This is a genomic window from Bradyrhizobium paxllaeri, from assembly GCF_001693515.2.
GTDB classification, from domain to species: Bacteria; Pseudomonadota; Alphaproteobacteria; order Rhizobiales; family Xanthobacteraceae; genus Bradyrhizobium; species Bradyrhizobium paxllaeri.
In genome coordinates this window covers 1,957,683-1,978,965 of sequence record NZ_CP042968.1, presented here as the reverse complement: position 1 = coordinate 1,978,965, position 21,283 = coordinate 1,957,683, and the positions used below count along the sequence as shown (strand labels likewise).

General features: G+C 62.6%; 17 protein-coding genes. 4 read left to right on the top strand and 13 right to left on the bottom strand.

Annotated features, from left to right (window positions below):
• Positions 1-3 precede the first annotated feature (3 nt).
• The 6 genes from LMTR21_RS09390 to LMTR21_RS09365 all read right to left on the bottom strand — a co-directional run bounded on the left by LMTR21_RS09390 (position 4) and on the right by LMTR21_RS09365 (position 7,351).
• Entirely contained in the window at positions 4-2,352 is a 2,349-nt protein-coding gene (locus LMTR21_RS09390) for a bifunctional salicylyl-CoA 5-hydroxylase/oxidoreductase (RefSeq protein ID WP_065751245.1), read from the bottom strand.
• Positions 2,353-2,521: 169 nt separating this feature from the next.
• Positions 2,522-3,358, bottom strand: coding sequence for an enoyl-CoA hydratase family protein (locus LMTR21_RS09385; RefSeq protein WP_065751246.1), 837 nt, complete (start codon positions 3,356-3,358; stop codon positions 2,522-2,524).
• Between the two features lie 30 nt (positions 3,359-3,388).
• Complete coding sequence (locus LMTR21_RS09380) at positions 3,389-4,150, bottom strand: SDR family NAD(P)-dependent oxidoreductase (RefSeq protein ID WP_065751247.1); 762 nt, start codon at positions 4,148-4,150, stop codon at positions 3,389-3,391.
• 263 nt (positions 4,151-4,413) lie between these two features.
• Entirely contained in the window at positions 4,414-4,779 is a 366-nt protein-coding gene (locus LMTR21_RS09375; RefSeq protein WP_065751248.1) for a hypothetical protein, read from the bottom strand.
• Positions 4,780-5,156: 377 nt separating this feature from the next.
• Positions 5,157-6,089, bottom strand: coding sequence for an alpha/beta fold hydrolase (locus LMTR21_RS09370; protein WP_065751308.1), 933 nt, complete (start codon positions 6,087-6,089; stop codon positions 5,157-5,159).
• Between the two features lie 74 nt (positions 6,090-6,163).
• On the bottom strand, positions 6,164-7,351 hold the full coding sequence (locus LMTR21_RS09365; RefSeq protein ID WP_065751309.1) for a CaiB/BaiF CoA transferase family protein: 1,188 nt from the start codon (positions 7,349-7,351) through the stop codon (positions 6,164-6,166).
• Positions 7,352-7,458: 107 nt separating this feature from the next.
• On the opposite strand from LMTR21_RS09365, the gene LMTR21_RS09360 reads away from it, so the two are divergent.
• The 4 genes from LMTR21_RS09360 to LMTR21_RS09345 all read left to right on the top strand — a co-directional run bounded on the left by LMTR21_RS09360 (position 7,459) and on the right by LMTR21_RS09345 (position 10,878).
• On the top strand, positions 7,459-8,388 hold the full coding sequence (locus LMTR21_RS09360; RefSeq protein ID WP_065751249.1) for a dihydrodipicolinate synthase family protein: 930 nt from the start codon (positions 7,459-7,461) through the stop codon (positions 8,386-8,388).
• A 104-nt stretch (positions 8,389-8,492) separates the two neighbouring features.
• Entirely contained in the window at positions 8,493-9,518 is a 1,026-nt protein-coding gene (locus LMTR21_RS09355) for a YihY/virulence factor BrkB family protein (protein ID WP_084030455.1), read from the top strand.
• A gap of 398 nt (positions 9,519-9,916) precedes the next feature.
• Positions 9,917-10,597 (top strand): DUF3750 domain-containing protein, encoded by a 681-nt coding sequence (locus LMTR21_RS09350; RefSeq protein WP_430642533.1) that lies wholly within the window; start codon positions 9,917-9,919, stop codon positions 10,595-10,597.
• Positions 10,598-10,686: 89 nt separating this feature from the next.
• Positions 10,687-10,878, top strand: a complete 192-nt coding sequence (locus tag LMTR21_RS09345) for a hypothetical protein (RefSeq protein ID WP_057833427.1) — start codon at positions 10,687-10,689, stop codon at positions 10,876-10,878.
• Between the two features lie 9 nt (positions 10,879-10,887).
• Here the strand turns inward: LMTR21_RS09345 and LMTR21_RS09340 are convergent, their stop codons facing one another.
• From LMTR21_RS09340 to LMTR21_RS09310, 7 genes are all read right to left on the bottom strand, one after another.
• Positions 10,888-11,571, bottom strand: coding sequence for an endonuclease/exonuclease/phosphatase family protein (locus LMTR21_RS09340; RefSeq protein ID WP_246175422.1), 684 nt, complete (start codon positions 11,569-11,571; stop codon positions 10,888-10,890).
• Positions 11,568-13,718 (bottom strand): VTT domain-containing protein, encoded by a 2,151-nt coding sequence (locus LMTR21_RS09335; protein ID WP_246175421.1) that lies wholly within the window; start codon positions 13,716-13,718, stop codon positions 11,568-11,570. Before LMTR21_RS09335 ends, LMTR21_RS09340 begins: the two co-directional genes overlap by 4 nt.
• A 79-nt stretch (positions 13,719-13,797) precedes the next feature.
• On the bottom strand, positions 13,798-14,001 hold the full coding sequence (locus tag LMTR21_RS09330; RefSeq protein ID WP_065751251.1) for a hypothetical protein: 204 nt from the start codon (positions 13,999-14,001) through the stop codon (positions 13,798-13,800).
• 157 nt (positions 14,002-14,158) lie between these two features.
• On the bottom strand, positions 14,159-15,718 hold the full coding sequence (locus LMTR21_RS09325) for a GNAT family N-acetyltransferase (RefSeq protein WP_065751252.1): 1,560 nt from the start codon (positions 15,716-15,718) through the stop codon (positions 14,159-14,161).
• A gap of 47 nt (positions 15,719-15,765) precedes the next feature.
• A complete protein-coding gene (locus LMTR21_RS09320; protein ID WP_065751253.1) occupies positions 15,766-17,130 on the bottom strand; it encodes an HlyD family type I secretion periplasmic adaptor subunit in 1,365 nt (454 codons plus the stop codon).
• A gap of 38 nt (positions 17,131-17,168) precedes the next feature.
• Positions 17,169-19,298, bottom strand: coding sequence for a type I secretion system permease/ATPase (locus tag LMTR21_RS09315; RefSeq protein WP_065751254.1), 2,130 nt, complete (start codon positions 19,296-19,298; stop codon positions 17,169-17,171).
• Positions 19,299-19,347: 49 nt separating this feature from the next.
• A complete protein-coding gene (locus LMTR21_RS09310; protein WP_246175420.1) occupies positions 19,348-21,111 on the bottom strand; it encodes a hypothetical protein in 1,764 nt (587 codons plus the stop codon).
• Positions 21,112-21,283 lie beyond the last annotated feature (172 nt).

Here is a 21,283-nt window from a genome sequence, read left to right as displayed (position 1 = left end):
GGCCTATTCGGCTGCAAGCGGCTTTGTCGCCTCGGCTTTCAACTCGGCGCGGGTTTTCGGCTTACCCTTAATTTTGAGGTCTTCAAAATCCTGCCGGTCACGCACGCTGTTGCGGAAAATTTGTTCCTTGCCGGGCAGATATTGTGGCGGACAGGCGACATCGGCGCCATACCAGGCGGCCGCCCGCATCGTGAAGGACGGATCGACCAGGTGCGGCCGGCCGAGCGCCACCAGGTCGGCGCGGCCGGCGGCCAGAATTGTGTTCACCTGATCCGCGGTCGTGATGTTCCCGACGCACATGGTCGCGACCCGGGCCTCGTTGCGGACCTGATCGGAGAACGGCGTCTGGAACATCCGGCCATAGATCGGCTGCGCGTCGCGCACGGTCTGGCCGGTGGAGACATCGACCAGATCGACGCCGGCCTCGCCGAAGGCGCGCGCGACCGCAACCGCGTCGTCGCCGGTGATGCCGCCCGCGGCCCAGTCGGTGGCGGAGATGCGCACCGACATCGGCTTGTGCGCCGGCCACGCCGCGCGCATCGCCTCGAACACTTCCAGCGGATAGCGCAGCCGGTTGGCGAGCGTCCCGCCATATTCGTCGGTGCGCTGGTTGGTCAGCGGCGAGATGAAACTCGCCAGCAGGTAGCCATGGGCGCAGTGCATCTCGAGCATGTCAAAGCCGCAGGCGACGCCGCGCAAGGTGGCCGCCACGAATTCGGCCTTGACGTGGTCCATCGCGGCGCGATCCATCTCGCGCGGCACCTGGCTGTCGGGGAAATAGGGCAGCGGCGACGCCGAGATCGTGTCCCAGCCGCCCTCTTCCAGCGGCCGGTCCATGCCCTCCCACATCAATTTGGTCGCGCCCTTGCGGCCGGCATGGCCAAGCTGCAGGCAGATTCTTGCGGCCGAGTTGGCGTGGACGAAATCGACGATCCGCGTCCATGCCGCCTGCTGCTCGTCGTTCCACAGACCTGCACAGCCCGGCGTGATGCGGGCGTCGCGGCCGACGCAGGTCATCTCCGTGAAGATCAGCCCGGCGCCGCCGATCGCGCGCGCGCCGTAATGCACCAGATGGAAATCAGTGGGCATGCCCTCTCTTGCCGAATACATGCACATCGGCGAAACCACCGCGCGGTTCGCCACTTCCATCTCGCGCAGTTTCAATGGCTGGAACATCGGCGCGACCGGCTTGTCGAGATCGACGTCAAAGCCCTTGCCGCGCACCTGCTTGGCAAACGCCTTGTCGACCTCGCGGACGAATTCCGGCGCGCGCAGCGTGAGGTTATCGTAGGTGATCGCCTTGGCGCGGGTCATGACGCCGAAGGCGAACTGCACGGGATCGAAATCCCAGAAGCGGTCGACATGCTCGAACCAGACCAGGGACACGTCGGCGGCGTGCTGGGTCTTCTCGACCTCCTCGCGCCGGCCGTGCTCGTAAGTCTGCAATGCGGCGTCGACATTCGGCGCCTGCGCTATCGCATCCGCCAGCGCGATCGCGTCTTCCATCGCGAGCTTGGTGCCGGAGCCGATCGAGAAATGCGCAGTCGCCTTGGCATCACCGAGCAGCACCATGTTGCCCTTGACCCAGCGCTGGCTGCGGATCATCGGGAAATTGCGCCACATCGAGCGGTTGATCAGCAGCGGATGGCCGTCGAGGAACCAGTCGAAAATCTTGGCCATCCGATCGGCGGATTGCTGTTCGTCCAGGCCTTCGAGGCCGGCGCGCTTAAATGTTTCGGCATCGGTCTCAAAAATCCAGGTCGAGCGTCCCGCCTCGTATTGATAGGCGTGGGCGATGAACGGCCCCCACTCGGTCTCCTGGAAAATGAAGGTGAAGGCGTCGAGCGGCCGGGTCGAGCCCATCCACGCGAACTTGTTGGAGCGCAGGTCGATCTGCGGCTGAAAATGCTCGATGTGCTTGTCGCGGAAGCGGCTGTTGATGCCGTCGGCGAGCACGATCAGATCGGTGTCGGCAAATCGAGATTCGTCATCGATGTCGGTTTCGAACAGCAGTGTCACGCCGAGTTCGCGAGCCCGTTCTTGCAGGATCAGCAGCAGCGTCCGGCGCGAGCAACCGCAAAAACCGTTGCCGCCGACGCGGTGCACGGTACCGCGGAAATGCACGGCAATATCGTCCCAATAGGCGAATTCCTCGGTGATGCGGCGATAGCTCGGCGGATCGTATTTCTCGAAATTGTCGAGCGTCGCATCGGAGAACACCACGCCGAAGCCGAACGTGTCGTCGGCGCGGTTGCGCTCATAGACCGTGATCTCGGCCTGCGGCCGCTGCTTTTTCAAGAGGATCGCGGCATAGAGACCGGCCGGTCCGCCGCCGATAATCGCGATCTTCATCTGCCGCCTCCGAAACAGGCTGTCTGGCTCGTCCGGAAATTACTTTAAGCCTAAAATAATTTTTGGCAAGAGGTCCCTTCGTAGCCCGGGTGGAGCGAAGCGTAACCCGGGGTTCTGTTTTGAGGCGAAATCCCGGGTTTCGCTACGCTCCACCCGGGCTACGTCATCGTCAATTCCCCTGAAACGCCGGGGTCCGCTTGTTCGAGAACGCCTCGAACGCGCGATTGAAATCTTCCGTGGTCATGCAGAGCGCCTGGGCCACCGCTTCGGCCTCGATCGCCTCTTCCACCGACATCGCCCATTCCATCGCCAGCATACGCTTGGTCATGGTGTTGGCGAAAGTCGGCCCCTCCGCGATCTGCTTGCCCAACAATTGCGCCTGAGGCAACACCTGTTCCGCCGTGACGATCCTGGAGAAGAAGCCCCATTTCTCGCCCTCCTCCGCGGTCATGAAGCGGCCGGTGTAGAGCAGTTCCGACGCGCGCGACTGGCCGATGATGCGCGGCAGGATCGCGCAGGCGCCCATGTCGCAGCCGGCGAGACCGACCTTGTTGAACAGGAATGCGACCTTGGCGCCTGACGCAGCCAGCCGCAGGTCGGACGCCATGGCAATGATCGCACCGGCGCCGGCGCAGATGCCTTCGACGGCGGCCACGATCGGTTGCGGGCAGGCGCGCATCGCCTTCACCAGATCGCCGGTCATGCGCGTAAAGGCGGTGAGGCCCTTGGTATCCATCTGGATCAAGGGGCCGATGATCTCGAACACGTCGCCGCCGGACGAAAAATTGCCGCCCGCGCCTGATACGACCACGGTCTTGACCTCGTCATCCATCGCGCAGGCGCGGAAGAAATCGGTGAGTTCGCGATAGCTTTCGAAGGTCAGCGGATTCTTTCGCTCGGGACGGTTGAGCGTCACGGTGGCGACGCGATCGACGACGGCGAGCAGGAAGTGTTTCGGCGAATAGTCTGCCAGCGGCAACGTGACGGGGTTTGCGGGCTTGCTCATGGGATCTCCCTGAATTGCATTATTGTTGGATCAGACCTCGCCGCCTGCGACGGCAATGGCCTGACCGGTGATGGCGCCGGCGCCCTTGCCGCACAGCCACAGCACCGCGTCGGCGACTTCCGACGGCGCGACGAGGCGTCCTTGCGGATTGTGCTTCGCCAGTTCGGCGACCGCCTGCTCGCGGCTGCGGCCGGTCTTCTTGATGATGTTGTCGATCGAGCCTTCCAGCAGATCGGTTTCGGTGAAGCCGGGGCAAACCGCGTTGACGGTGACACCGCTCTTCGCCGTCTCCAGAGCCAGCGAACGGACAAAGCCGATCACGGCATGTTTCGCCGCGCTGTAGGCCGAAACGTAAGCATAGCCCTTGAGGCCGGCAGTGGACGCGACGGCGATGATGCGCCCGTGGCGGCGTTCCACCATCCCGGGCAATACCGCCTGCGTGGCGTGGACCACGCCCATGAAATTGACGTCCATCATCCGCTGGAACAATGCCGCATCGGAACGGCCGAAGGGTGCGGACTCGGCCGCGCCCGCATTGGCAATCAGGATATCGATCGGCTGCCGCGCGGCGGCTTCCGCAACGGCCGATTTGATCGACGCCTGATCGGCGACATCGGCTACGGCCGCGAACTGCGCCGCGCCGGATGCGACGGCTTCATCGAGCGTCGCGCTGTTACGGCCGAGCACCGTTACCGTCGCACCGGCCTTCGACAGCGCCGCCGATACCGCAAGGCCGATACCCCGCCCGCCACCGGTGACGAGCGCATGGGAGGAACGCGACAATTGAGACATCGGCCAGGCCTCCAGGATGATGGTCCAGCATATATTTTAAACTTCAAGCTTTTGCAAGGAAGGGGCCGGCCATCATACCCCGCACAGGCGGGGTATCCAGTACGCCGCGGCCTAACCACGTCATTGCGAGCGAAGCGAAGCAATCCATCGCGCGGCATAACGGAAGCATGGATTGCTTCGTCGCTTCGCTCCTCGCAATGACGGCGGGTACAGTTGTGGGGCGGGCAAAGCGACTGCGTCCGCCGTAGCTCGACACCACGTCGCTAGAGTGCGCCGAATTTCTTGAGAAGCCAGTTCAGAGCCTTGGCTGTCACCTCATCGACATCGCCATTGCCTCTGCCGTTAGGCAAGATCGAGAGTTTATTTTGGACTTCATCCCTAAGCGACTTTGGGAGAGGAGGCAGATAATTAGGCCAGTTTTTCAACTGATACTGCCATATCCCAACGAGTTCCGCGGTCGCATTTCCAAACGTCTGCGCGCGGACCTCGGGCGCGAGCATCTGTTGAAGAGATTTGCGGTTGTTGTGCGAAATGCCGGGTTGATGGAAGAGGAGAAACAATAAGCCCTTATGCAGGTTGGATACTTTGGGACCACTGTTGCCCATATGGACCGGCTTAATCTCCTTCATTTGTCGCCTCCCGTTTGAGTTAGCTCCCCGATGTGATTTCGCTAAAGCCAAACTTAGCAAAAAATGACGCTACCCATGGTTGGGCGTGTACCCTACCACAGGCGTTGAGTTTCGCCCAGATTTGGCTGAGTTGCAGGTCAAGTCGTTGCTCGGTTGTCTGGCAGGTCCCCCGGGCGCGTCACGGTTGTCATCGGCCGGTGCTCGTCATTTGCTGGCTCTGATCTATTTCCCGCGCACGGAGAAGGCGGCGGCAACGGAGGGCATGTCGACGCTGTTGCATGGCACAAAACAGTCAAGCTGAAGGCCAACCCGGATGTCCGATTTGCAAATGCGGACATCGACAGTCGTTGGGCGTTTGGGATTTACAAGTAAGTGCCCTACCCCGCCATGAACGCATCGAACGCGGCCCAGAGCTGGTCGCGATAGCGATCACCTTCCTGCAGGATTTCGTGCTTCGCGCCTGCGATCAGGCGATGCGATCCCGCCGGCAGACGCCCGGCAAACGCTGCGATGGCAGGAGCGGATACGATGGTGTCATCGCCCGCCGCGAGCATCAGGACGGGCCGGTGAATCCCGCGGGCAAACGCGGGCGAGCGAAACTCGGCCATCGCCGCAAAGGCCGCGTCGAGCCATGCCACGGTCGGCGACGCAATCCCGAGCGTCGGATCGGCTTCCAGGATAGCCACGTTTCGGGCATAGCGGTGCCGGTCCGAGGTCAGGGGATTGCCGGGGAAGCCCGATGGCTTGATCAGATCGCTGTTGCCGCCCGGAATGAATCGCTCGCCCGTTCCGGCCGCGCACAGCAGACGCACCAGGCCGCGCATCGGCAGCGACGCGCGCAGACCCGGCAGGTCGACCATCGGCGAACAGAGCACAAGGCGTTCGAACACCTCGTTACCGGCATGCGCGACGTGCAGCATCTCCGCGCCGCCCATCGAATGAGCCAGTGCAAAATAGGGCGGCGGGCAATCCGGCAGCACCACCTGCTTGACGAAGGCCGCCACGTCGCTCTGGTACTCGGAAAAACTCTGCACATGGCCCTTGAACGGATTGCTCAGCCGGCGCGCGGAATGCCCCTGCCCGCGCCAATCGATCATCGCCACCGAATAGCCGCGGTTACGCAGATCCTGCACCGTCTCGAAATACTTTTCGATGCACTCGGCGCGCCCGGTGAAGACGCAGACGGTGCCCCTGCCCTTGGCTGGCGCCACCCAGCACGCAAAACGCAATGCGGTGCCGTCCGGCGCCCCGATCGTTCCGGCAAGCGCGCCCTCCGGAACGGGATTGGATGGTATGGAGAGGAGTGTCATGGCGCGGACGACCGGGCGCCGGTCAGGCGAAGAACCGCCCGACAGCAACGAGCAAGGCGCCGGGTCCACTGCATCTAGATGATCCCGTTCCTGCGAAGCGCGGCGATCGCATCCGCGTCATAGCCGATATCGGCCAACACGCGATCTGTGTGCTCGCCGAGCGTCGGCGGACGCGTGACGATTTCGCCTGGGGTTTCCGACAGCCGGACCGCGGCGCGCACCGTAGGTGCCGGGTTCGGCAAGCCGGGATAATCGACGTCCTGCATGAAGCCGGTGGCGCGGATATGCGGATGCTCCAGCGCCTGTTGCGGGCTCAGCACGGGTCCTGCCGGAATCATCGCCTTGCCGAGCGTATCGACGGCTTCCTGCGTGGTGCGCTCGGCGCACCAGCGCGCCATCCGTTCGCTGATGACGGGGCCGTTGTCGCCGCGCTTGATGTCGTCGGCGAAGCGCGGATCGCTCAGCCATTGATCCGCCTCGCCCATCAATCTGGCCCAGCGGATGAACAGCGGATGGCCGGTGACCTGGCACAGCACCCAGCCATCCCTGGTGCGGTAGATATCGGCGGGCGCCGCGGTCTGGCCGAGATTGCCTGATGGTACGCGGTTGGCCGCGATCACCGCCTGCTCGATCAGCGTCGCGTTGGTGAAGGAGAGCGCGGTCGCCAGCAGCGCGCCCTCGACGATCTGGCCGCGTCCGGATTTGCCGCGCTCGATCAGCGCGGCGAGCGTGCCGAAGGCGCAATGCAGCGCGGTGCCGAAATCGACCCAGTTCACCGCAGCGCGGTACGGCGGATCGCCCTTGCCCGTCATGTACACCGCACCCGACATCACCTGCCCAACGCCATCGAAGCCAACGCGGTCGGACCACGGCCCGGGGTTTCCGAAGGCGGTTGCCGTCGTCAGGATGATGTCCGGCTTGATCGCCTTCAGCGATTCATAATCGAGCTTCATCGCCCGCAGCGTCTGCGGTGGCAGATTGGCGACGACGACGTCAGCGGTAGCAACCAGCCGGCGCATCACCTCCTGCCCTTCCGGTTTCATCGGATCGAGCGTAATGCACTTCTTGTTGCGGTTGACCTGCAGGAACAGCGCGCCCTCGCCGCCTTCGCCGACCGGCGCGACAAAACGGTCCTCGCTGCCGTCGCGCTTCTCCACGCGAATGACTTCCGCGCCGAATTCCGCCAGCAATGTCGCGCAATAGGGCCCCGCGATATAGCGTCCGAAATCGAGGACGCGAACGCCCTCTAGAACTCCCCCCATCGATTCTTCCTTGTCTTGCTGCCCGATCGTGTCCGGCTTTCTAGCATGTTGATGAATGAATTGGACGACCATACAATCACTGATCTCCTTCGAACGGAACCTCAAGAATGACCTCGACTGCAAAACGGCCCTATCGCGGCGTCTTCCCCGTCGCTCCCACCATTTTCGACGAAAAGGGTGAGCTCGATCTCGAAGGGCAACGGCGCTGCATCGATTTCATGATCGATGCCGGCTCGAATGGGCTGTGCATCCTGGCCAATTTCTCCGAACAGTTCGTGCTGACCGATGCCGAGCGCGAACAGGTGATGCATGCGGTGCTGGAACACGTCGCCGGCCGCGTGCCTGTCATCGTGACGACGACGCATTTCGGCTCGCGCATCTGCGCCGAGCGCAGCCGCCAGGCGCAGGACGCAGGTGCGGCAATGGTAATGATCATGCCGCCCTATCACGGCGCCACTTTCCGCGTGCCGGAAAAGGCCATCTTCGACTTCTATCGCATCGTGTCCGACGCGATCGATATCCCGATCATGATCCAGGATGCGCCGGTTGCCGGCACGCCGCTGTCCGTCGATCTCCTGGCGCGCATGGCCCGGGAAATTCACAACATCAGCTATTTCAAGATCGAGGTGCCGATGGCGGCAGCGAAGCTGCGCGATCTCATCGCCACCGGCGGCGACAGCATCGAGGGGCCCTGGGATGGCGAGGAAGCCATCACGCTGATGGCCGATCTCGATGCCGGGGCGACCGGCGCCATGACGGGCGGCGGCTATCCTGATGGCATCAGGCAGATCATCGATCCCTATCTAGCAGGGCGCCGCAATGAGGCGATGGCGGCCTATGCGCGCTGGCTGCCGCTGATCAATTACGAAAACCGCCAGTGCGGCTTGCAGGCTGCAAAAATCCTGATGAAGGAAGGCGGCGTGATCGGATCCGACGCGGTTCGCCATCCCTTGCAAAGGGTTCACCCGGCGGCGCGCGCCGGTCTCGTCGAAATCGCCCGCCAGCTCGATCCCGTGGTGTTGCGCTGGGGGCGATAGTCGATCGCCATCAGCACTCTCCGGTGCGGCACAACCGCCTGCCCGTCGCGACGTGACCGGAGGAACGTCACCGCTCCCTGCGCATTAAAGCGTAGAGGTCCGGCATGAACACTGTGGGTTACCTGCACGACACGAGGTCCGAACCGGCGCGGCGCGAACCGGACGCTTCAGCGCCTTCAGGCGATCAGGGCCGCGGCCGCCGCGCGGTGTCGCCATGGCAAATTCCCTGGAGGGGATGGAAGGACATCCTGATCAGGACCTGCCAGCAGATCGGCGAAGACCGGCTTCTGGCTGTCGCCGCCGGCGTCGTCTTCTATGGGCTGCTCGCGCTGTTCCCGGCGATTACCGCCCTCGTCTCGTCCTATGCGCTTTTCGCCGATGCAAGCACGATCAACGACCACATGACGATGCTTGCGGGCATCTTGCCGGAAGGCGCTCTCGGCATCGTCAGGGATCAGGTCGGCCGGGTGCTGGCCCAAGGTGAGGTCAGGCTGGGACTGGCCTTTCTGTTCTCCTTGCTGCTTGCCGTATGGAGCGCCAATGGCGGGCTGAAGGCCATCATGGATGCGCTCAATGTCGTCTATGACGAGGACGAGAAGCGTGGTTTCTTCAAGCTCAACGCCGTTTCCCTCGCGTTGACCTTTGGCGGACTGGTTGCGGTACTTCTCGCCATCGGCTCCGTGGTCGCACTCCCGATCATTCTATCCACCATCGGGCTCGGGGCCGTCACCGATGCTCTGTTCCGGTTCGGACGATGGCCCGTTCTGGTTCTGACCATGCTTCTGGGCCTCGCCATGCTCTATCGGTTCGGACCAAGCCGCCGCGCGGCGCAATGGCGCTGGCTGAGCGTCGGCAGCGTGCTTGCAACGCTCGCCTGGCTCGCCGGCTCGGCCTTGCTGTCGTTCTATCTGGCCAACTACGCCAATTACGACGCGACCTACGGCTCGCTCGGCGCCGCGATCGGCCTGATGATGTGGATGTGGATGTCGACGATCGTCGTATTGTTCGGCGCCGAACTCAATGCGGAGATCGAGCATCAGACCGCGGTCGACAGCACCGAGGGCGGAAACAAGCCGCTGGGTCGGCGCGGCGCGACGATGGCGGACACGATCGGAGAAGCGAAGTCCTAGAGCATGATCCGGAAAAGTGTGTAGCGGTTTTCCCTCGCGACAAACGCGGAACGCGTTTGCGCGGAGATCATGCTCAAACAAAAAGATAAAGCGGGATGACGATTCGAAGAAACGTCGTCACGCTTTAGACAGGCAACCAAATGTTCCTGTTTTTCTCGAACCGGCTGGGATGTCTCGGTTCGCTGCTGCTTTCGGCAGCCGTGACCTTCGCGCTGCTTGTCGCCTTGGGCTTTCTGCACTTTTGATCCACTTTTGCTACCCCGGCTGGGCTGAACTGGAAATCAGGATTGGAGCGACTACATCAAGAGCCTGCAATCCGCTCCAACTGCCCCCCCGCCGTGAAAAGATACCTCGTCATTTTTCTTCTCCTCGTGCTCGTTCCTGTGGCTGTTTCCGCCTTGAAATATCTGCTCGGCGACAGGCGTGAAAACTGGCAGACGGCGGACCGTTCGAGCGCCGGGCTGCTTCCCAAGGCCTCCGAACATGCGGATGCCGTCATCAGGGTTTTCGCGGCAAGAACCGTACGCTGGCGCGGGATATTCGCGGTTCACACCTGGATCGTGGTGAAGGAGCGCGGGGCCAGCCGTTACAGCCGCTACGATTACACGGCCTGGGGCGAACCGATCCGGATCGACGGATTCCAGGCCGATGGCCGCTGGTTTGGCGAGATCCCCGAAACCGTCGTCAGCGTCGACGGTCCGAAGGCTGAAGCGCTCATTCCGAAGATCCGTTCGGTGATCGAGACCTACAGGTTTCGCGCCTATGGGGATTACAGCGCCTGGCCCGGTCCGAACTCCAACACTTTCATCCAGGCGATCCTCAATGCCGTTCCGGAACTCGAAGCGGTGTTGCCGCCGACGGCGATCGGCAAGGATTACCCTTATCATGGCGATTGGGTCGGCTTCACGCCGTCGCGCACCGGCGTGTTTGCTTCGCTCGGAGGCTATCTCGGGCTGACGATCGGATGGATCGAAGGATTCGAGCTCAATTTCTTCGGTGGCGTGCTCGGCTTCGACATCCGCCGCCCCGCGCTGAAATTGCCCGGCGTCGGGCGGCTTGGGCTGCCGGCCGGTCCGTAACTCCATATTCGTCAACGGACGAAACGGGATTGATGCCAGTCGATGGGAACCTTCGTTCCGGTCAAACGTCGAAAATCGGGAGGATCGACATGACCAGCGAACAGACCTTTGCATCATTGCTCGGCGAGGCTGCGATGGCAGTCTGGGGCGACATGCCGCGCGACATCCAGGAAGCGCTGTTCGAGACCGCCATGCGCGACCGGTCCGAGCTCCGTCACGATCTGGCGAGGCTGTTGCATGAGCGCCATCCGAGAACGCAGCATCCGGCCAAGCCCGCCTGATGTCACCATTTAGTCCGGAAACACGACGTCAGCGATCACAGGCAGATGGTCCGAATAGGCACGGGCCTTGCGATCGGTCCAGGCCGAGCGGATGATCAGGTCGCGCGAGGCATAGATCCGGTCCAGCCGCATCATCGGCAATCTTGCGGGAAACGTCCGCAGCCGCGTCCGGACCGGGCAGATCCGCGCCAGCACGCCCCGCACCGATTTCACCCAGAACCAGTCGTTGAAATCGCCGAGCACGATCGTTCGCGTCGGCTGCACCAGGTCGATCAAAGCGTGCGCCTGGGCGTGCCTTTCATGGATGCTCAGGCCGAGATGGGTCGCAATAATCGTCATCTCCCCGAAGTCCGACAATATGCGTGCGGCGATGGCGCGGCGGGGCTCACGTTCCTGATAGGAGACGTCGGAAATTGTTGGCGGTTCGGCAAAGGGCCAGCGGCTCAACAGCACCTGCCCGTAATCGCCGTCCTGCGTGACAATCGATCTTGCATCGACGCTGTGGTCGCCGACGGCCTTCGCCAGAAGGGCAAAGGGATCGTCGGTTCGGCCGCGTGAATCGACTTCCTGCAGCGCCACCACATCGGGCGACCAGTGGCGGATGACCGAACAGACACCTTCCAGATCGAAACCCGGATTGAGGTGGAAGATGCCGTGCACGTTCCACGTCATGATGCGCAGGGTCGCCGTCACGTTCGTCGTCCCGCCATCCACGTCACCAGGAACTGCACGCCAAGGCACAGCGCGATCCAGGCCAGGATCGCCAGCGCCAGCAGCAGCGCATTCGTCCATGAGGCATTCCGGGCGAGATCCGCAATCTGCGCCCCGAGCGCGGCCATCACGGCGATCCCCGGCGCCATGCCCAGCACGGTGCCGAGCAGGAAATCGCGCAGGCTCAGCTTGCTGGCGCCCGCCACCACGTTCACGATCGAGAACGGGGCGATCGGCACCATCCGGATCATGGCGACAGCAACGACCCCCTTGCCGATGATGCGACCCTGAACCCTTGCAGCCCGGCGGCCGAGCAGCTTCTGCAACCGCGCCTGGCCCAGCACGCGGCCGATCGAAAACAGCGTGAGCGCGCTGAGCAGCACGCCGGCGCCGGCACTGAAGAAACCCATCCAGGGCCCGAGCGCCGCCGCTGTCGCGGCGATCAAGACCAGCACCGGAAACACCACCAGCCCACCGACCACGAAGGCGGCAATCGCGAACAGCGGCGCAAATTGCGACCGCGCGGGCTGCGAAATCACCGAGGAGACGAAGCCGACATCGGCGAAATCGCGCAAGGGCGTGTACTGCCAGACCAGCGCCAGGCCGGCGAGCGCCGCAGCCAATCCGGATACGGCAAAAATGGTTCTTGCCGTCCACATGCGCGTCGCAGCACGGTCGAGATGAAGCGGCTCCCTGGGATCGGCGACCGGCTGTACCATGGTCGCCATGCTGCCGGCGGTCGCGGCCGGATCGATCGGCTGCAACGATTTCGCACCCTCACCCTCGGCCAAGCGATCCAGATATCCAAGGAGATCCGCTTCGTTGCGTGCGATCTCCCGCTCGTCGACACCGCAGAAATGGCCGATCAGTTGACGGCGAATCCTTCCGATAAATTTTCGATGCGCCTCGGACGTCGCCTCGAAGGCGAGGTCGCATTCGGTGTCCGCGCCCATCGAGCGATTGTTCAGGTTGGCCGAACCGACGCGCAGGATGCGGTCGTCGACGATCATTACCTTGCTGTGCACCATGACGGCAGCGGCTTCGTCCCCGTCCTGCGTCGATGGATAGACAAAGCGGATCCGGTCCATGACGCCGGCCGCCACGAACGGCGCGATGAATCCGCCGCGGCCGCTCTGCATCGCCTGCGATTCGAACCAGGACGAATGCATCTTCGGCGTCACGATCAGGACGCTAAGCTGCGGCACGTCCAACATCCGCTGCGCCAATAGGCGCGCGATGTCGGTGGCGCTGGTGAACTGGTTCTCGATATAGATGAAACGATCAGCCCCATTGATCGAGGCCTCGAACAACCGCGCGACCTCGTTGACACCGCTATCGCTTGCGGTTGCGATCTCGGTGCGGGCGATGCCGACCGCCATGCCCCGGCACTGCACCGGCACCGAGGCCGGCCAGCGTTCGTCCGCGACCGCCTCCGAGGTTTCGACCGTGCAGCCGGCGGCCCGCCATCTGTTCTCCACCACTTCCGTCAGACTGGCCGCGGCTTCGCCATCCACCATGCATTGCACGTCGTGAAACGGCGGATACGGCTTGCCGTCGGGATCGGCCCGTAGCGGGTGATGGGTTTTGTGCTCGCTGGTGTCCCAGCGCCGGATCGTCAGGTCGAGGCCGCCGGAAAACGCCAGCGCGCCGTCGATGACGACGATCTTCTGATGCTGCGCTGAGCCTAAGGGAAGGCTGGAATCGAAACAGAAACGGAGCCGGTCCGGTGCGTCCAGGGTGAATTTGGCAGCCGAATTCCACTCCCGCTCCGTCGCATACAGCGCCGGAAAATTCCAGCTCAGGATGTTGATACGCAGTTCGGGCTTCTCTCTCAGCAGCGCCTTGAGAAACGCACCGAGTTCTTGGGGATAGCCATCCTCGGCATGCCCGGAAGGCCCGACAAAACGGGTCTGGCTGTGGATGTCCCAGCCGATGATGTAGACCTGCCGCGTCGCACACAGCAGCGCTTCCCGCAGAGCGGCGAAATATGCGGCTGCGTCGTTGAGAATTGCCAGCCGCCTTGCCTTGCACCTTCTCCAGACGGTTTTACCCGGAATGAGGATGGATGAGCTTCGCAGCAGGCGACACCTCGACAGAACGTGGAAGCAGATGCGGGTTCGAAAAAGCAAACTCGCCCGCCGGCAAATCAACGGTTTGCGGGCAGGAGAGTTCCAGCCGGACGGAACCTGGCGCCTCCCCCTTCGGGCTTCAATGAAATCGCCTGCCCCGCACGTGGACGCCGGCTTCTCCCTGTCGGGTAGAGCCGGCGCCCGGGCGTACCGCGCTGGCCTGGGCGGAAGAACCTTCTTCCTCCACCACGGGTTCGATGTAGCTGCTATGCAGCGATGTCGGCGACTTGAAACCGTCGAACATGACGCGGATGGTGCTGCGATAACGACCCGAGCCGATCACAACCGCTTCCCGGCCGGCGAGATTTGGGCATCGCATCGCTCCGAGTGCGCTCGTCCTGACACGGGTCCCTGCAGGCAGCGCAGGCTGTTGATCGGGTGCCCCTTTACGGGGTCCGGTTCTGGGACCACGCGCTTTTGCGGAATTCATCTATCCCGCCCTACGCCGAGATCGAACGGTCCGAGGCCTGCCGATCCGGTATGCTTCGCCAATCGCGCCACTTCCTCACCGACGGTCCGCTCGCCGGTTCGATTGCAGCCAACAGCGCGGCATTGATTTCCGCAATTCGCCCGAGCTTCGCCATGCACCTGGCGACCGCGACAAACCCGTCGGGCGAATCCGGCTGCAACCGCATGAACTCGAGATGCTGACGCAGCGCCTGCTCATGCTCACCGAGGCTTTCGCAGACCTGGCCCAGGCACTGCCACGCCTTGGCGGCGCCGGGGCGAACCGCGGTCAAGGTGCGGAACACCCGCTTGGCCGCGACAAAATCAGCCTTCGCCACCAACAACTGGCCCAGCCGGTGCAACGCGTCGGCGTGTTTCGGCTGCGCGCCCAAAATCCGGCGGTAGCCCATCTCGGCTTCGGCGATTTTCCCCTTTTTGTGCAGCTCAGTGGCCTTCTGCAACACGTCCGGAATGCTCCGCGGATCGATGCCGGTGCGAAGATTCCTGCCGTCCCTGGTCTCCACGATCGTGTTGCGGATCTTGCGCTCGACGCAGCCATACGAATATTTGTAGGGCTCGTTGCCGCGCAGGAAGTCGTATTCGCTAAAGCCGTTCGCGATGGCGTGGCGAATGCTGAAGGCATGCAGGATCACTCCCGCAGGCGGTCCCTCGAACGTCTCGTCACGTCCGGTCATGTAGAATGAGAACGTCCGCTTGCGCGGATCCACCAGCGTGGCCAACGCCGCGACGGCACGCTCGCCATGCCAGAACGTCGGCAGGTACACCAGACCGGATTGGAAACTACGCGTCAGCATCGCGCCGTTCGAGCGCACGAGGCTGTCGGTGCGGTCCCCCTTGCGGGGACGCCACTTTGTCTCCCAGAACCCCAGCAAGGTCTTGAGGTCCTGCTCGAAAGTTTCTGATGTGGAGACCGATATCCAATATTCGCCCGGCTCGTCGACCTGCTTCAGCAGCCGCCGAATCTTCTGCCTTGTGTTAGTGCTCAGCGTGTCGAGGTAGGCATTCCAGTCCCCGGGCAGCGTCACATAGGGGCAGAGGCTGTTATCGATCCCGTCGACCTTGTTGACCGCGTTGGCCTCGCTATAACGAAAACCGGCTTTCGGGAAGCACGCCAGCAGCAGCCGCACCCGCCGCTCCGACATTCGCAAATTGTCGAGATTCAAGCGCGCCCAGTTCATGTGCCTGACGTAGCGGGCAAAGGCGGGAAGGACTTTGTTCTCCATCTCTGGCCTGCAGACGATGCCGGTGTAGTCGGCGCCGAAACTGCCTGCCATCCTCATGTCGTGGATGATGTCGGCGTCCTCGATCGTGGTCTGCAGCCGCAACGGAAAGAATGCAACATAAGGCAGGTCGGCGGCCTTGCCGGCCTTTGCAGCAAGAATGAACCACGGCCCGTGGATGCAGGAAAGCCAGCCGTGCAGCCACTTCCACGACAGGAATATCTGGGCCTCGGGATCCTCGTCGTAGACGGTGTTCCAGTTGTCCTCGAGCTTGGCCAGTGACGGCAGGTCTTCGATGATGTCGATATGCACGGCGGATGCCCCTTTCCAATGTGCTTGTATGCTTGCTTACGCGATGACTAGCGCTCCCGGAATGCACGCGTCATGCTGTCGTGGATCGGCCTGACGATGTACTGGAAGAAGGTTCGTTCCGACGTCTTGATGTAGACCTCGGCCGGCATGCCGGGCGTCGGACTGAAATTCGGAACGTTTCTGCTCTCCTCGCCGTTGAGCTTGACGCGGACGAGATAGATGTCGGTGGGCCCGACCTGTTGGGACTTCTTTTCATCCGCAAGCGTATCGGCCGACAGGTACACGACATCTCCGGAGACCATCGGCGTGATGCGCTGGTTCAGCGCCGTCAACCGCACCATCGCGGTTTGCCCGTGCTTGACGTGGTCGATGTCCTGCGGCCGCAATCGCGCCTCGATGATGAGTTCGTCCTTCAACGGCAACAGCTCCATGATGTTCTTGCCGGCCTCGACCACCCCGCCCCGGGTGTGATAGCGCAGCTTCACCACGACGCCGCTGACCGGCGCCGTGACCCGGACACGATCGAGTACGCCCTTGGCGCTCAGCATCCGCTCGCGGACGTCGGCCAGTTCGCCGCGGATCTCATGCATCTGCTCGACCGCAGTCTTGATCGCGGTCTTGCGCACGCCATTGATCTGCTCGAGCGCGCGCGCGATGCGTTCCTTGGCATCGCCGATGTCGCCCATGATGCGACCGACTTCGCCTTCCAGATTGGCCTTGGAACGCTGCAGCACCATCAATTCCGGTTTGCGTACCAGCCCGGCCTGCACCAGCTTGTCCTTGGTCGCGATTTCCTCGTCGAGCAGAACGATCTGGCGATGGACTGCCTCGAGCTGCACCCGAGATCCCCGGATTCTCTCCTCCAGGGCGTTGATGCTCTCCTGGATGCTCTTGATGTCGCTGCTGAGATTGTTTCGCCGCGCTGTAAACGTCATCTGCTGGCTGTCCACGATTTCCTTCACCTCGGGCGAACTCGCCAGCCAACTGCCGACTTCGGCAGGAAACTTGATTTCCGGATCCTCCTTCATCTCGGCAGTCAGCCTGGCATCCATCGCCGTCAGCCTGATGCGACGCAAGAACAGGCGCTGCAACTCCGCGCGCGCCGCAGTGTCGTCGAGCTCGAGCAAGGTTTGTCCGGCTTCTACCGTGTCGCCTTCGCGCACGTAGATTTGGCGGATCATGCCGCCCTCGAGATGCTGGATGATCTTGTTCTGTCCGGTCACCACGAATACGCCGGAGGCGACCACGGCGCCGGCGATCGGCGCCATGTTGCCCCAGACACCGAATCCCATCAGCACCACCGCCATTATCAGCGCCCCCGCAGCGGTCGGCAGCTTGGTCGATCGCGGCAGCGAATCGTACCAGGTGCCTTCTGATTCCGCGGAGCGGTCCGCAATTTTCCTGTTGGCCATCGCGCAACCTCGTTCCTGTAAAGCCCGACCGACGCCCCTCAATTCAGCGAAGGCGGAATATCCGGCCCCATCGGGGTATTGTTCGGCTTGCGTCCGGCAATCATCGGAATGATCTCGTCGCGGCTGCCGAAAGCCTGCACCGCGCCCTGGTGCAGGATCATGATCTTGTCGACGCTCATCAGCAGGGCCGCGCGCTGGGTGATCGTTACCACCGTGATCTGTTTTTCCTTGGCGCGCACCAGCGCCTTGGCGAGCGCCCGCTCGCCATTGGCGTCCAGGTTCGAGTTGGGCTCGTCGAGCACGATCAGGCGCGGATTGCCGTAGAACGCGCGGGCCAATCCGATCCGTTGCCGTTGGCCGCCCGACAGCGGACTTCCATCCATCCCGACGATGGTCTCGTAACCCTGGGCGAAGCTCGAGATCATCTCATGCACATCGGCGGTCTCGGCAGCGTCGAAGACGTCCTCGTCGCGGGCATCCTCGCGCATCCGGCCGATATTGGCCTTGATGGTGGCCGGGAATAATTGCACATCCTGCGGCAGGTAGCCGACGCTCTCGCCGAACTGGCGTGGATCCCAGTTGCGCAGGTCCATCATGTCGAGCCTCACGCTGCCCGCGGTCGGGATGATGGACCCGACGAGCATGCGCGCCAGCATGGTTTTTCCGGTACCGGAGTCTCCGACGACGGCGAGCGATTCCCCCGGCTTCAATTGAAAGCTGATTCCGTTCAGGATCACCTTCTTGTTGGGCGGCGGCACATAGAGAATGCGCTCGACGTTGAGATATCCGGCGGGACGCGGCAGCCGCAGCCGCTCCAGGTTGAGCGGCGAGTTCAACAACAGCGACTTGACGCGGGCATAGGCGGATCGCGCCTGCACGAAGTTGCGCCAGCCTTCGATGGTGCCTTCCAGCGGCGCCAGCGCGCGGCTCGCGACGATGGAGGCAGCAATGACCATGCCGCTGGTGATCTGGCTTTCCAGCGCCAGCCACGCGCCCCAGCCCAGGATCGCGATCTGGGTGCAGAGCCGCAGGAACTTCGACACCCCCGTAAACAGGATGTTGCGGTCCTGCCCGATCACCTGCGCCTTCAGGGACTCCACGGTTTCGCGGCCCCATACCTGGACGCCTTCCGGAATCATGCCCATCGCATTGATGACCTGGGCGTTGCGGGCCATAGACTCCGCCTGCAGGTTTGCCCTGGCGCCGTAATTGTTGGCCTGGTTGAACGGAATCGCCGTAACCCGCTGGTTCAGGAGCGCCACCATGATCAGCGCGACGCCCGACCCCAGCACAATGAAGCCGAGGTGGGGATGGATCAGGAACACAACCGCGAAGTAGACCGGCGACACCGGCGTATCGAACATCGTCAGCAATACTGGTCCGGTAATGAACGCGCGCAGGTGCTGAAGGTCCGCCAATGTCTGGAATTCGCGGCTGGATCCGCTCTGTGCCGCTTTGGCGGCGGCGCTCAGGACGGGCCCACCCAGTCGGGCCTCGGTCTCGACCGCGACCCGCATCAGGATGATGCGTCGCATCATGTCCATCAGCACATGGGCGCCGATCGCGATGACCACGATGATCGTCAGCATCACCAGCGTATCCGTGCTGCGGCTGGTCAGCACGCGATCGGACATGTTGAACAAATAGATCGGTATCGCCAGCACCAGCAGGTTGACCGCAACCGAGAACAACCCGACGGTCACCAGATTGCGGCGGGCGTTGGCCAGGCCCCTGCCGAGCACATCGCGAAATTCATAGTCGTTCGAACGCTTGTGCAGGGGCGGCTTGCCGCCACCGCCTCCACCGCCACCACCCCCGGAGGAGCCGCCGCCGTCCTTGTCCCCGCCATGATGAAGCGGAGGCGCCGGCCCCCTCTGCTCGATCACGACGGTGGATCCCGGCGCCGGAGTCTTGGCTTCCGTCTTGGCTTCCTCGCGCAGCGATGGCTCGACTGATGGCGGCTCGGCGGTTTTGGCTACTGCCGGAGGGGTCTCCTTCGCAGGTTCCTTTTCGTCGGCAAATGCGATGGGCGGCTCTTCGGGCTGCGGGCGTGGCGGATCAAACCACGGGCGAAGCGGAATGATCTTCGCCGTATGCGTTCTTGTTTCGTCATACTGAATCAGCCGCGAACTCCCGGCACTGCCTGGACGATCATCCCAGCCCCACATTTGGAAACTCTCCTACGACTGCAATAAACAAAGCATTCTGCCGTTGCCGCTAATGCAGCATGCTCGCCATCGGATCCGCCTGAACCGTATTGGCAACCACAGCCGGCGGCGGGGACGTCGTGTCCTGAGCATCGCCGACGAAGGCAATGAGCTCGGTCACGAGCGCATTGGTGTCGGCGTTGACGGCGTCGTCCGGGGCTGACGGCAGCAGATTGGCCTGTACCAGAATGGAATCTGTATAGACCTGACCGTTGACGTATGTGACGTCGGGATTGACGTCGACAATCGCGGCGTCGTTGGCCAGTTCGTTGTTTCCGGTACTGACCGACTGCGTCACAGCCCCATCGGGATCAAGCGCCATCAGATCGGGCGCCGGCTGGTTTTGCAGTTGATACATCACATTGACATCGGAAGTGACGTTGGTCTGCCAAACCGCGTTGATGTCGTAATAGTCTCCGGTGATATAGAGGATCTTGAGGGTGCCGCCGCCATTGCCGGCCAGGGCGCTGCCCAACTCGGGGTCGATCGATGTCATGCCGGCGGCCAGCAGGCCCTGGATCAACTCGTAGTTCGGCGGCAATTCGCCGAAAGTATCGCCGCCGTAATTTTCGATGGCTGCTTCGTTCAGCAGTTTGTTGGCGCCTGAACTCACCGATTGAGACGGATCTGAGCCGTCGGCCGCCATCACGATCTTGTCGTTGTTCAGCAGGATATTGTTCTGAAAGATTACATTCAGCCCGTGATAGCTGCCGTTGATGATGATCAGGTCGTAGTGAATGCTGCCATCGAGGACCAGGGACAGATTACCTTGATGATTGTGACCGCCGACGAGGTTGTAATGGGAACTGCCGCTGACCTGCGTTCCCACATCGTTGTCGGAGAGGTAGTTGACCTGCGCCACCGCGTGAACGCTGTAATAGTCGCCATCGACGACGTCGATGATCCAGTTCGGGCCAGCCACCTGCGCCACGAAGCCGGCGTAGATACTGGGTTTCTGGATAAAGTCGGCAATGTTGGTTGCGACATTCTCCCCATTGCTCACCGAAGGCGAGCCGTGCCCGCCCGATAGGCTGATCTCGTCATTGTCAACGGTCGTATTGGTCTGGAAGATGGCATCGGTCTTGAAGTAATCGCCCATCACCACCATGGTGCGGACCCCCTCGCCAAGATCGACAATCAGCGACGCGTTGATGCTGAAGTTACCGCCTAATGTCGCCCATTGGCCGATCCCGTCGCCGGTGTCCGGCAGTGGCTCCGGTTCGTTCGTCGGCGTCGGCTCTGTCGGTCGTTCCTGCAACTCGCCATTGACATAATATCCCGTCGGCACCGAGTGCTCGTCCGGCGTACCGTCGCGACCGACCCATGCGGCGTCATGAGCTTTCAGGAACTCTGTCGCGCCGGCATCGTTCTGCGGCATCAGCCAGTCCGTGGGAATCTCCGCATTGGCATCGGCCGCCAACTGCTCGATGGTGGCCATCGCATCGCTGCTGAGCTGCGCCATCAGCGGGCTGACGACGCCAAGGACGTCAGCCGGCAGATTGGCGTCGTCGTCCTCCATGACGTTGTACTGATGGATCGTGAGCTGGGTCTGCTGACCGCCATCCTGGTATTTCACCCTGATCTGATAATCGCCGCCGCCACCGCCCCCGCCGCCGGCAGGTTTCGGCAGCGGGATGTTCGGTTTCGGCGAAGTCGGAAGGAAATCGAAATCGGAATCCTGCGGCCCGTGGAGCAGCTTGAGCGGGCGGCCTCGGACGAGATGGATCGGATCATCCAGCATCGGTTCCGGCACCCGGAGCGCCTCGCTGTCCATGTCGTCAGGAGCGAAGCGATGGTCGTAATTCGGTCGCGGGGTCGCGTAGTCGTCGGACGGACGGGGAGCGAGCGTTTCATCGTAGTGGGCACGGTCGCGGGCGATGTCGTTGAAGATCCGCAAGTATCCTGCAAAATGGGAAATTATTTCGACAAAATTCGCTGACGCCATG

Excerpts from the sequence above, each read along its gene's own strand:
- LMTR21_RS09390 (WP_065751245.1), bottom strand. The coding sequence starts at position 2,352 with ATGAAGATCGCGATTATCGGCGGCGGACCGGCCGGTCTCTATGCCGCG.
- LMTR21_RS09360 (WP_065751249.1), top strand. The coding sequence starts at position 7,459 with ATGACCTCGACTGCAAAACGGCCCTATCGCGGCGTCTTCCCCGTCGCT.
- LMTR21_RS09370 (WP_065751308.1), bottom strand. The coding sequence starts at position 6,089 with ATGACACTCCTCTCCATACCATCCAATCCCGTTCCGGAGGGCGCGCTT.
- LMTR21_RS09385 (WP_065751246.1), bottom strand. The coding sequence starts at position 3,358 with ATGAGCAAGCCCGCAAACCCCGTCACGTTGCCGCTGGCAGACTATTCG.
- LMTR21_RS09375 (WP_065751248.1), bottom strand. The coding sequence starts at position 4,779 with ATGAAGGAGATTAAGCCGGTCCATATGGGCAACAGTGGTCCCAAAGTA.
- LMTR21_RS09310 (WP_246175420.1), bottom strand. The coding sequence starts at position 21,111 with ATGGACAGCGAGGCGCTCCGGGTGCCGGAACCGATGCTGGATGATCCG.
- LMTR21_RS09365 (WP_065751309.1), bottom strand. The coding sequence starts at position 7,351 with ATGGGGGGAGTTCTAGAGGGCGTTCGCGTCCTCGATTTCGGACGCTAT.
- LMTR21_RS09320 (WP_065751253.1), bottom strand. The coding sequence starts at position 17,130 with ATGGCCAACAGGAAAATTGCGGACCGCTCCGCGGAATCAGAAGGCACC.
- LMTR21_RS09345 (WP_057833427.1), top strand. The coding sequence starts at position 10,687 with ATGACCAGCGAACAGACCTTTGCATCATTGCTCGGCGAGGCTGCGATG.
- LMTR21_RS09355 (WP_084030455.1), top strand. The coding sequence starts at position 8,493 with ATGAACACTGTGGGTTACCTGCACGACACGAGGTCCGAACCGGCGCGG.
- LMTR21_RS09380 (WP_065751247.1), bottom strand. The coding sequence starts at position 4,150 with ATGTCTCAATTGTCGCGTTCCTCCCATGCGCTCGTCACCGGTGGCGGG.
- LMTR21_RS09315 (WP_065751254.1), bottom strand. The coding sequence starts at position 19,298 with ATGTGGGGCTGGGATGATCGTCCAGGCAGTGCCGGGAGTTCGCGGCTG.